Genomic DNA, 13180 nt, shown 5'->3' with positions numbered 1-13180 from the left:
GTTGGAATACAAATGATTACAAACACTGGTGCTAGTACATTTCAAATAGTCAATCAAAATGTTGGCAATACTGTTGTAGATCAATGGCAAACACTTAGCTGGACTCTTCCAGCTATACCACCAACGTTAGAAACTAATATTGCAGCTTTTGTGGTTTTTGTAGATTGGACTCAGGGTAATCCCGATCGTGCAGCTAATAGTACTATTTATATTGATAATATTCGTTTCAATGCTGAAAAATTAACTAATCCTCCAGTGCCAACCTGTACCGATGGAATTCAAAATGGAACAGAGACTGGTGTTGATTGCGGTGGTAGTTGTTCAGCTTGTATTTTAGACCCAATAGTATCAGCCCCAGTTCCATTAATTCCAGAAAGCGAAGTACTTTCAGTATACAGTAATACCTATTCTACAAACACAGTTTCGGGATTTGTTTTTCAAGATTTTACTGGTGGTGGGCCCAATACACAAGTCGATATTCAAGGCAATGGTAATATGACTGCTAAACTTACAAATTTAAGTTATTACGGTCCAGCATTTTCTGCTATTGATTTAAGTGTTTTAGATGCAGGTTTGCCAAGATATAATTATGTACATCTAGATTATTATGCTACTACATCAAGCCAAATTCAATTTTTTGTTCTTGATCCACAAGTACCTTGTTGCGGTTCTCCACAAGAACCAAGATATACAATTAGTTTGACAGGAGGAAATGAAACATTGGAAAGAGGTGTTTGGAAAAGCGTTTTTATCCCACTTTCATTTTTCGCTACTTACCCTGGTTTAGGTGGTGCGGTTTGGAATGGAAACCCTGTTACTCAACTTAAATTTGAAGGAAATGGGAATTTATATTATGACAATGTATATTTTAGTAAAAATAATACATTATCAACAGCTAAATTTGAAGCTTCAAATATAAAAATGTATCCAAATCCTGCGACTACAAACTTTACAATAGATGCTGATAAAGTGGTTGAAAAAGTTTCTATCCACAATTTATTAGGACAAGAAGTATTCTCTAAAACTCCAAATAATCAATTGGTTACTCTAGATATCTCTACTCTTCAAGTTGGAGTTTATATTGTAAAAGTTACTATCGACGGTAATGTATCTACTTCTAGAATTATTAAAGAATAAGTTTTTTTAGTTTTTTAAATTGAAAGCACGTTTTAAAAGACGTGCTTTTTTGTTTTTATTTTTTTAAAATAGTAAAGGATTTATTTATACCTTTAATATTTTAAGTAAAAAGCTACAATGTTTCCAATTCAACTATCAAAATTAAATTTACTTGTTTTATTATTTACTGGAATTTTGGGATTCTCTCAAGATTTACCACCTATTGTAAAATATACTTCCACCGTTTATGCTGCTGGAAATCAAAATTGGATGATTTCTCAAGATGCAAATAAGTATGTTTATTTTGCTAATAATGATGGTTTACTTGAATATAATGGATCAAATTGGACATTGAATCCTTCGCCAAATGAAACTATTATCCGATCCGTAAAAGTAGTTGGGGATAAAATATACACAGGTTGCTATATGAACTTTGGATATTGGAAAAGACAATCCACGGGGCAACTTAAATACTTTTCATTATCCAATTCAGTTAAGAATAGAATACTTGATGATGAACAATTTTGGAATATTATAAACTATGATCAATGGATAATATTTCAATCTCTAAGTAGAATTTACATTTATGACACAAAAACTTCAGAGATTAAAATTATTACGCCGAAACACAATATCACAAAAATATTTAAAACTAATAATTCGATATATTACCAAGTATTAGAAGAAGGATTGTATGAAATTGAGAATGGTAAAAGTAAAATTATTTCGAATAATATCATTCTACAAAAAGACAAAATAGCCGCAATTTATTCGAAAGATGATGGCTTGCTAATTCATACTCAATTAAAAGGTTTTTATAAATTTAAGGATTCTAATTTGTCAAAGTTTGTAACCAAATCTGATGCTCAATTAGAATCAAGTAGTATTTATAGTAGTCAACTTCTTTCTGATGGGAGTTTTGCAGTTGGATCTGTTTCAAAAGGAATTTTTATTCTAGACCAATTGGGCAATACTAGGTACCATATTGATCAGAATAAAGGGCTTAGTAACAATACAGCTTTATCTTTATTTGAAGATTTAGATAAAAATCTTTGGGTTGGTTTGGATAATGGGATTAATTGTATCAATCTGCAATCGCCTATAAGAAGTCATTCAGACAATGCGGGTATTTTGGGAACTATATACAGTTCAATACTTCATAATGGTAAGCTGTATTTTGGTACAAATCAAGGATTGTTTTGTAAAAATATTAATAGTAGTGCCGATTTTAAATTAGTAAATGGTACAAAAGGACAAGTATGGTCACTATTTGAATATGAAGGAACGCTTTTTTGCGGTCACGACTCTGGAACTTTTGTAATTGAAAATGAAACAGCAAAAAATATTTTTTCACAATCTGGAACTTGGAAATTCACCAAAATACCAAATCAAAAAAACATATTGCTACAGGGAAATTATTATGGTCTTTCCGTTTTACAAAAAGTTAATAATCAATGGACTTTTAAAAATAAAATCAATGGGTTTAATTCATCTTCTAGGTATTTAGAAATTTTAGATGCTAATAATATCTATGTAAGTCACGAATATAAAGGCGTTTTTAGGCTAAACGTTAATTCAAATCTAGAAAAAGTTTTAAAAATAAATACTTATGAAAATCCCTCAAAAGGAAAAAATTCAAGCTTAGTAAAATATAATAATGAAATTTACTACGCCTTTAAAAAAGGAGTTTTTAAGCTAAATTCTAAAACACAAAAGTTTAGTAAAGACACAGTTTTAAGTTCGGTTTTTGAAAAAGATGAATATACTTCTGGAAAAATAATTGTAGATGAATCGAATAAAATTTGGTTATTTTCAAAAAATTATATTAACTATTTTTCACTAAGCAAACTAAGCACACAGCTCAAACAAAATACAATTCCAATTCCTGCCTCATTAACAAACTCACTTTTGGGTTTTGAAAATATAACACAACTTTCAAAATCAATTTATCTAGTTGGAACATCAAACGGATATTATACAATTAACATTAATGATTTAAGCTTTAAAAACTATAAAGTATCCATAACAAATATAAGCAACAGTAAATTAGAGGGAAAAATATTTAATCATCCTATTTCTGGAGAAGGAAATTTTAATTACAAAGAAAATAATATTACTTTAAGCTACACTGTGCCTGAATATGATAAATTCATAAATGCTGAATACCAATATTTTTTAGAAGGTTTTCAAGAGAAATGGAGTGAATGGAGTTCAAAACCATCGGTTAATTTTAAAAATTTGCCACCAGGTAATTATGTATTTAAAGTACGAGCAAGAGTAGCAAATTCTCAACCTGAAAACATTGCTATTTATTCTTTTGTAATATCAAAACCTTGGTATTTAACAAATTTGTTATTGATTTTTTATTTTGTATTGATATTTGTTTTAGCCTATTTTATTAATAAAACGTATGAGAATTATTATTTGAAACAAGAACAAAAATTAATTGAAGAAAACAATTTATTACTAGAAATAAAAGAATTAGAAAATGAACAGCAATTAATGAAATTGAAAAACGAACAATTATCATTGGATGTAGATACAAAAAATAGAGAATTAGCAGTTTCTACAATGAGTTTAATCAAAAAAGACGAATTACTTTCATTAATAAAAGAAGACTTAAACAAAACTTCAGACGAAGCAAGTTCAAGAAGCATCAAATCCGTAATAACTACAATTAATAAAAATATATCCGATGATAATACCTGGAATGTTTTTAAAGAAGCATTTGACATAGCCGATAAAGACTTTCTGAAGAAAGTAAAATTAGCACATCCATTACTTACACCAAATGATTTACGACTTTGTGCTTACTTAAGATTAAACCTTTCATCTAAAGAAATAGCACCGTTATTAAACATATCGGTTCGGAGTATTGAAATAAAACGATATCGTTTGCGTAAAAAAATGGAATTACAACACGAGAAAGGACTTGTTGAGTATATACTTTCAATATAACATATACATCAATTTTATATTTTAACTATACATCACCACAACAAAAACTGTTTACAATTTGTTTTTTATAGGTGTCTAGATTGAATTTTCAACATTAAATTACTGTTAACTATGATGTAATTTGATAAATAGCAAAAAAATACTTCTGTGTATGTTTTTTGTTGAGGTTTATATATTGATTAAATCATTATTTACTAATACTTTTAACTTTCTATCAATTAAATAGAGATAAAAATACATTTTATTAATTTTTTATTACAATTTTTTACCAAATATCTAAATAAGTACGTCCTATGAAAAAAATCTTTTTTTTACTAACCTTCTGGTTTTGTTCTTCTGCTATTTATTCCCAATCGGATAAGGTAATAATAGATAAGTCTGATTCAGGATTTAAACTTAAAGTCAATGGAAATGATTTTATGATTAATGGTATGAACTGGGATTATTGTCCTATTGGAAATAATTTTTCTTATAGTTTGTGGAAACAACCAGACAATATTATTAAAGAAGCTTTAGAAGACGAAATGTCTTTGCTAAAAAATATGGGGGTAAATACCATAAGAGTGTATTCGGATATACCTAAAAAATGGATAGAATATATTTATGCCAATTATGGAATTTACACTATGCTTAACCACACTTTTGGTCGTTATGGATTAACTTTAAAGGGTACTTGGGTTGCTAATACTGAATATTCTGACGATGCTACTCGTGAAGTACTTTTGAATGAAGTTACACAAATGATAAAAGACTATAAGGATACCAAAGGATTGCTTTTATTCCTATTAGGAAATGAAAATAATTATGGACTATTTTGGGATGGTGCAGCAACAGAAAATATTCCTGTAGAAGATAGAGTATCGACTAAACGTGCTCGTTATATGTATAAATTATTCAATGAAGCGGTTGTGGCTATGAAAGCAATTGATACTTCACATCCAATTGCAATTTGCAACGGAGACTTATTGTTCTTAGACATCATCGCCGAGGAATGTAAAGATATTGACATATTAGGATCTAATGTTTATCGTGGTGTATCATTTGGAGATTTTTTTGAAAAAGTAAAAAAAGAAACTGGAAAACCTGTTCTATTTACAGAATTTGGTTCTGATGCTTTTAATGTGATCTCTAACGAAGAAGATCAAAAATCACAATCCTATTATTTAAAAAACAATTGGAGAGAAATTTATGAGAATGCCGCTGGTCTAGGTAAAGCTGGAAATTCATTAGGAGGTTTCACTTTTCAATTTAGTGATGGTTGGTGGAAAACGGGTCAAACTGTTAATTTAGATGTCCACGATAATGCAGCTTCTTGGTCTAATGGCGGTTATCAAAAAGATTATGAAGAAGGCGAAAATAATATGAACGAAGAATGGTTTGGGATTTGTGCAAAAGGACCAAGTAATTCAAAAGGCTTGTACCAATTGTATCCACGTTCTGCGTATTATATTCTAAAAGAAGCTCACCAACTCAATCCGTACGCATCGGAAACTACATTGAGTTCTATAAAAAACCATTTTGATAGAATTCAACAAATGGATGCAACACTAAAAGCTAGAGGAGACAAGGCGGCTTTAGACAGTAAAAAAGGAGATAAAATTAGATTTAGCAGACTATCAGCTGAATTTACAACATTCAATACAGGCGGGAGTTTAATTACAACACCTAAAAAGGAGGTTGTAAACAATACCACATATCCAAACCAATTAGGTTTTGATCACATGCAATCCTATTTCATAGGTGTAGAAGGCAATCCATCAGCAAATTCATCTATAAATGTTGAATTTAATATTTTAGGAAACGTAGCCAAAAATCCTATTGATCAAATATTTTATGAAAATCGTGGACTACCAATAGCTGTAAATAGCAATAACGGCAACCTAACATTAGACTCAAACAACAGAGTTCAAGTTTACAAAGCCAGTTATAAATGGAACCATAAATTATTTGATTTAAATGGATTTTATAGAACGGGTCATTATCATTGGGGTTACGAAGGCGATTTCTTCGGTTTATATCCAGAAGCTAATTATGGTCCACAAATTGATGTTTATAATGGTGCAGCACCTTTTGGGTTTGAAGTTGAAGGAAAAAAACTATTCAAAGGTTTAAAACTAGCCTTTGGACCACAACTTTGGTGGGGAGCTAATCCAGCTTTATTACTTAAATATTCTAAAAAAATTGGAAAATTTGATTTAACAGGTATTTTTCACGAAGATATAGCACAACAAAGCCTTACTCAAAGTTCATTTGCAATTCCACAACCCAAAACTAGAAGGTTGACTTTACATATGAATAGAAAAATTGGTAATTTTGGAATTGATTTAGGAGGTATCTGGGGAGGTCAACCATTGAATGGAAGAGATTATCAAGTATCAAGAGGCGAAGAGGGAAATTACAAAGTATATCAAAATCAAATAGAATCTAAAGACAATTGGGGAGGAAAAATTAAATTTACTTACCTAGGTGGAACATTTAATTGGTATGGACAATCTGCCATTATGGGATTAGTTGCAAACGGTGGAGCCGATTATACCAAAACATTTACAGGATGGCATTTAAAAGATAGCGGTAGTGGAAATCAATACAACTTTTTAAGTGGATTTACCTATACTGTTGGTAAATTACAAATTGCACCTAACTTCTTGTGGCAAAAACCAATTGAGGGACCAATGACAACAAATGTTCCAGCTCCCGGAAGACCTAGAAATATTCTTGATGACCCTTTTGTTGTTAGAGGCAATAGAGAACAAGTTGCAGGAGAATTATTACTTACTTACGATCCAACTCCTGGTACGTGGATGTATGATTGGGATAATGATCGAACAGAAGATTCTAAATTTTCTCTTAGCGCTGGTATAGTTTACCGTCGTTTACCAACTACACAAGATGCTGCCATTGGAATTTTCCCAAATGGAAGAACTACTTTTGCCTTTCCAGGTGCAGCTCCTGCCAAAAATTTGTATGAAATTAATACTCGTATAGTATCAAAATTCAATAGAGATTTTAGCTTTATTGTAAATATGTATGGTGGTGAAGGTCAAGCAAATGGAAGTGATGGCAGAACCATTAATCGAATTGGTATTGATATGCGTATGATTTATAATAAAATCAAGTTAAGCACTTTTTTCAAAATAAACGATTGGGGACCTTATGATTACCACCGAGATTTTAACCTAACTTTTCCAGTACAATTAATGGCAGATATTTCAACACAAATAGGGAAACCTGATTGGTTTATATTACCAAATACACGCATAGGTGTTCGTGGAGCATGGCGTTCATTAGACAAATATTCCCCAAGATACAATCCTACTCAAATGTTAGATGGAACAGGTAATTTTGTTCCTAATCCAAATGCAATAGGTTTTTCAAACGGTCAAGAGTGGGAAATCAGAACCTATGTTCTTATAAATATTGGAAATTAAGAAAATATAAATATTATGAAATCAAATTTTAATTTTGTAAAATCTACATCGCTATTGATGATTGTAATGTTCTTTTCAGGATGTGAAAAAGAGCTAAATGAACTAGAAGAAGCAAGCTTTCCAATTAATCCAGAGGTTTTTATCGACGGATTTAGTCCTGGATTAAACTATGCATCTTTTGGTGGCGCAGTACCCTCAGCTTTTCAAGTAGATAATAAGGAAACTTATAGTAGTTCTAGCGCCTCTATGCGTTTTGATGTGCCCAATGTAAACGATCCCAGTGGAGCTTATGCTGGTGGTTCCTTCTTTACCTCTGTTGGTAGAGACTTGTCAGGTTATGATGCTTTAACTTTTTGGGCAAGATCGTCTAAAGCTGCAACAATTGATGTAGTTGGTTTTGGAAATGACTTTGGAGCCAATAAATATCAAGCTTCAATTTCTGGATTAACCATAAGTACAGCTTGGAAAAAATATATTATTCCGATTTCAGATGCTTCAAAATTAAAAGCAGAAAAAGGAATGTTTTTTATATCGGAAGGACCCGAAGGTGGCCTTGGTTATACATTTTGGATAGATGATGTGAAATTCGAAAAATTAGGTACTGTCGCCCATGGCAAAGGCTCTATTTTTAACGGAGTAGATAAAGTGGAGACCTCATTCATAGGAGTTTCAAAAACAGTCGATGCTTTGACTTCAATTTTCAATTTACCTAATGGAATTAATCAGCAAGTAGCAGTAACTCCAGCCTATTTTGTGTTCACATCTTCAGATACATCAGTAGCGACAGTCGATGATCTGGGTAAAATATCAATAATTGGCTCAGGAACTACTAAAATCACTGCAAAATTAGGAGGCTCTTTAGCAATAGGCTCATTAACAATAAATTCTTCGGGTGCATTCATAAATGCTCCAACACCAACAAGAAGTGCAGCTAGTGTTATTTCAATTTTTAGCGAAACATATCCTAATGTTCCAGTTGATTACTATAACGGATATTATGCGCCTTTTCAAACTACACAATCAGCTGATTTTACCGTAGGTACTGACAATGTTTTAAACTATACAAATTTTAATTTTGTAGGAATACAGTTTAGTGCACCTACAATTAATGCCACTTTAATGTCGCACTTGCATTTAGATATATTTATTCCAAGAGCAACACCATTACCAGCAGGCACTAGTTTTAAAATTGAAGTAAACGACTGGGGACCAGATGCTGCTTTTGGCGGAGGAAATGATGTAACAGGTTCTCGTACTTATTTTACACCTACTTTAGTTTCTCAAAATTGGATAAGTTTAGACATACCTTTATCAAGTTTAGCTGGTTTAACAAGAAAAATTAACTTGGCTCAAATAATATTGAGTACTACAAATGCAAATATTTCTACTTTTTACGCTGATAATATTTATTTCTACAACGACGGTAGTATAATTCCAGCAGTGCCAACTACAGCTGCACCAACACCTTCAGTTCCAGCAGCAAATGTCACTTCAATTTTTAGCGATGCTTACACCAATGTTGCAGGATCTAATTTAAATCCAAACTGGGGACAAGCAACAATTACTACACAAGTACCAGTTGCAGGAAATAATACACTTAAATATGCAGGACTTAATTACCAAGGATTACAAATCGGAAGTAGCCAAAACGTGTCAACAAAAAACTTTTTGCATTTAGATTATTATACAGCTAATTCAACTAGTTTAAAAGTGTATCTCATAAGCACAGGACCTGTAGAAAGACCATTTACATTAACCGTTCCTTCTTCAGGAGTAGGAGGTTGGCGAAGTATAGATATTCCATTATCTGCATTTGCGCCAGTAAATATGAGTGATGTAATTCAATTAAAATTTGATGGTAATGGCGATATTTATTTAGACAATATTTACTTCCGTAATTAATTTATAAAAATAATAGTATGAAATATTTTTCAAAAAACAATATATGTAATCTGCAAAAATTTAGTTTGCTTTCAATCCTTTTATTTTCGTTGTCTGGTTGTAATTCTGACGACAAACAAAAAGTTGATGAACGAAATTGGCAATTAACATGGAATGATGAGTTTAACGGCGCCACGGGAGAATCACCAGACGCAACTAAATGGACTTATGATATAGGAACAGGAAACGGTGGTTGGGGAAACCAAGAATTGGAGTATTATACCAATCGACCAGAAAATGTGGCTATGGACGGGAATGGTAATTTGGTAATTACTGCCAAAAAGGAAAATTTTGGAGGATCAGCTTTTACTTCTGCTAGAATAAAAACCCAAGGTTTGTTTTCTCAAACCTATGGTCGTTATGAAGCTCGACTAAAAACACCTTATGGACCTGGAATATGGCCTGCTTTTTGGATGCTAGGTTCCAATATTACAACAAATGCCTGGCCACAATGTGGAGAAATTGATATTATGGAGTTAAGAGGTCAACTGCCAAATATTAACAACGGTACTATACATGGCCCTGGTTACTCAGGAGGTAATGCAATTACTGGTTCTTACGCTTTAAAAAACAGCCGTTATGACGTAGATTATCATGTTTTTGCAGTAGAATGGGACGCCAATAAAATGGACTTTTATGTTGATGATTACCTATACCAATGCATCGAAAAAAGCGATGTCTTACTAAAAGGACAGTGGGTTTATGACAATCCATTTTTTTTAATTTTAAACATTGCAGTTGGAGGAAATTTTGTAGGATTCCCTACCGAGCAAACACCTTTGCCACAAACAATGACGGTAGATTACGTAAGGGTTTACAAGTAAATTTAATTTCAGTTTTAAAATATTATTTAAAAATCAAAATTCCCAAATTCAGAACTTATTTCAAATATAATTCTAATCGGGAAGTTTTGTTTTGTAATAAATTCAATTAAAAATAATCAAAATCAAAATCTCATTTATTGAGTAAAATTTATATTATAAACAAAAATACAGCAATGGATATAGTAACTATACAAGGAGAACAATTCTATAAAATAGCAAATAACGATAGTATGCGTCCTTTTTTTATGAGTATAGTAAGCGATTCAAACCATTGGATGTTTATATCTAGCAACGGAGGACTTACAGCAGGTAGAAAAAATGCCGAGTTTGCGCTTTTCCCATATTATACCGATGATAAAATTACTGAATTTGCTGACATTACGGGTAGTAAATCCATTTTTCAAATCCATTTTGAAAATCAAATCCATCTTTGGGAACCATTCTCAGAGAGATTTAATGACGAATATTCGATTACAAGAAATTTGTACAAAAACGTATACGGAAACAAAATAATTTTTGAAGAAATTCTTAATGATTTTCAATTAACTTATAGATACGAATGGAATTCAAGTAATAAATATGGATTTATCAAAAAATCTGAAATTACAAATAATTCTCAAAACAATTATTCCATAGTATTACTTGATGGAATTCAGAATATTTTGCCCTTTGGTGTAAGTAGTGATTTGCAAATGAGCACCAGTAATCTTGTTGACGCCTACAAAAGAAACGAGATTATAGAAGAGAGTGGTCTAGCTATTTTTGCTTTAAGCGCTATTATTGTTGACAAAGCAGAACCAAGCGAAGCACTCAAAGCAAATATAGCCTGGAGTTTAGGACTCGATAATCCAACATATTTACTTTCTTCAATGCAACTTTCAGCTTTCAGAAAAAAACAAAAACTACATTCTGAAAAAGATATTAAAGGAGAAAAAGGAGCCTATTTTGTGTCATCTGAAATAGAATTACTAAAAAATACTTCCAAAAACTGGAAAATTGTAGCCAATGTAAATCAAAATCAATCTCAAGTTATTCAACTCAATGATGATATTTTGAATGATAAAATACTTGAAAACAAATTAAATGAAGATGTAGAATTAGGAAAACAAAACCTAATTGCGCTTAATGCCACAGCCGATGGATTACAATTTACAGCTGATAAAAGAAAAGATACACGGCACTTCTCAAATGTACTTTTCAATAGTATGCGTGGCGGAATTTTTGACAATAATTATCAAATAGAAAAAAAAGATTTTATTTCTTATTTGTCTAAAGCAAATAAAAATATATTTCAAATCAACAAAAGTTTTATAAGCAATCTAAAAGAAGAGTTTTCATATTCTGATTTACAACAATTACTTTATAAACAAACTGATGTCGATTTAATTCGTTTATGTACAGAATATTTACCACTCAAATTTAGTAGAAGACACGGAGATCCTAGCCGTCCTTGGAATAAATTTTCAATCAATACGCGAAGTGAAATTGACGGATCTAAAATATTAGATTACGAAGGAAACTGGAGAGATATTTTCCAAAATTGGGAAGCGTTAGCCTATTCTTATCCAGAATTTATTGAGGGTATGATTTTTAAATTTTTAAACGCTTCAACTTTTGATGGATACAATCCATACCGAGTTACCAAATCAGGTTTCGACTGGGAAACCATAGAACCAGACAATCCTTGGTCTTATATTGGATATTGGGGTGATCATCAAATTATTTATTTATTAAAATTTTTAGAGTTTATAGAAAAATTTAGCCCTGGTAAATTACATTCTTATTTCGAAAAAGACTGTTTTGTTTATGCGGCAGTGCCTTATACTATAAAACCGTACCAAAATATTCTTCAAAACCCAAAAGATACTATAGAATACAACCACGAATGGGATAAAAAAATTAATACCCGTAAAGAATTAAATGGTGCGGATGGTGCGTTGTTACGAGATAATAATGACGAAATTTATCATGTCAATTTTATTGAAAAAATACTAGCAACTGTATTGTCTAAAATGTCTAATTTTATTCCTGAAGCTGGTATTTGGATGAACACACAACGTCCAGAATGGAATGATGCTAATAATGCATTGGTTGGTAACGGAGTTTCTATGGTCACACTGTATTATTTGAGACGATTCTTAAAGTTTTTTCAAAATTTACTAGAAACATCAACACAAGAAAACATTAAAATTTCTAATGAAATGGTTGAGTTTTATCACGCCATTAGAGAGAATCTAATCAAATTCAAACCTTTACTTGATGCACCTATCAATAATCAAGATAGAAAAAAAATAATGGATGCTCTAGGAAAAGCAGCATCAGAATATCGATTTCAAGTATATAATAGTGGTTTTTGGGGCAAGAAAAGAACACATTCTATGCAAGGACTAAAAAACTTTACATCAGTTTGTTTAGATTTTATTGATCATTCGATTAAAGCAAATCAGCGAGAGGATAATTTGTATCAGGCATATAATTTAATGTCTATACAGAATGAGGAAGTAGCAATTTCGCACTTATCAGAGATGCTAGAAGGTCAAGTGGCTGTTATTAGCTCTGGATTTTTGAGTGCAAAAGAAAGCTTAGAAATTTTGAATAGTTTAAGAAATAGTGCTTTGTACAGACCAGATCAACAAAGTTATATTTTGTATCCAAACAAAGAACTTCCAAAATTTTTAGAAAAAAATATTTTACCCAACAATAAAGTAAAACAATCTAATTTACTAACAAACCTTCTTCAAAAGAATAACACACAAATTATCAATCAAGATAGTAAAGGCGACTATCACTTTAATGGAAATTTTCACAATGCATCAGATTTAAAAAACGCATTAGAAACCCTAAAAAATGATGAAACTTATAAACTATTAGTTGAAAAAGAGTCAGATTCAATTTTACAGATTTTCGAAGAAG

Annotated in this window: 6 protein-coding genes; all 6 read left to right on the top strand. The window is 31.3% G+C overall.

Annotation, left to right across the window (positions count from 1 at the left end; all coding sequences use genetic code 11):
- A partial coding sequence (locus RMO70_RS04050; protein ID WP_310555142.1) for a T9SS type A sorting domain-containing protein occupies positions 1 to 1137 on the top strand: 1137 nt, incomplete at its 5' end.
- Positions 1138 to 1254: 117 nt separating this feature from the next.
- Positions 1255 to 4074 carry a triple tyrosine motif-containing protein gene (locus tag RMO70_RS04045; protein ID WP_310555141.1) on the top strand — a complete coding sequence of 940 codons (2820 nt, stop codon included), beginning with the start codon at positions 1255 to 1257 and terminating at the stop codon, positions 4072 to 4074.
- Positions 4075 to 4367: 293 nt separating this feature from the next.
- The gene (locus tag RMO70_RS04040) at positions 4368 to 7502 is read left to right on the top strand and encodes a glycoside hydrolase family 2 TIM barrel-domain containing protein (protein WP_310555140.1); all 3135 of its coding nucleotides are present in this window, start codon (positions 4368 to 4370) and stop codon (positions 7500 to 7502) included.
- 15 nt (positions 7503 to 7517) lie between these two features.
- Positions 7518 to 9404 carry a glycosyl hydrolase family 16 gene (locus tag RMO70_RS04035; protein WP_310555139.1) on the top strand — a complete coding sequence of 629 codons (1887 nt, stop codon included), beginning with the start codon at positions 7518 to 7520 and terminating at the stop codon, positions 9402 to 9404.
- Positions 9405 to 9421: 17 nt separating this feature from the next.
- Complete coding sequence (locus tag RMO70_RS04030; protein WP_310555138.1) at positions 9422 to 10267, top strand: glycoside hydrolase family 16 protein; 846 nt, start codon at positions 9422 to 9424, stop codon at positions 10265 to 10267.
- Positions 10268 to 10440: 173 nt separating this feature from the next.
- Positions 10441 to 13180: hypothetical protein (locus RMO70_RS04025; RefSeq protein ID WP_310555137.1), on the top strand; the 2740-nt coding region annotated here is incomplete at its 3' end.

The organism is Flavobacterium sp. (assembly GCF_031422135.1).
In the GTDB taxonomy this organism is placed as follows: Bacteria; Bacteroidota; Bacteroidia; order Flavobacteriales; family Flavobacteriaceae; genus Flavobacterium.
Note: the sequence above shows the minus strand (reverse complement) of the source record. Positions and strands in the feature narration are given on the sequence as shown.

What these genes read in the sequence shown, in the direction of transcription:
- RMO70_RS04030 (WP_310555138.1), top strand. Translation starts at nt 9,422, where the DNA reads ATGAAATATTTTTCAAAAAACAATATATGTAATCTGCAAAAATTTAGT.
- RMO70_RS04040 (WP_310555140.1), top strand. Translation starts at nt 4,368, where the DNA reads ATGAAAAAAATCTTTTTTTTACTAACCTTCTGGTTTTGTTCTTCTGCT.
- RMO70_RS04035 (WP_310555139.1), top strand. Translation starts at nt 7,518, where the DNA reads ATGAAATCAAATTTTAATTTTGTAAAATCTACATCGCTATTGATGATT.
- RMO70_RS04045 (WP_310555141.1), top strand. Translation starts at nt 1,255, where the DNA reads ATGTTTCCAATTCAACTATCAAAATTAAATTTACTTGTTTTATTATTT.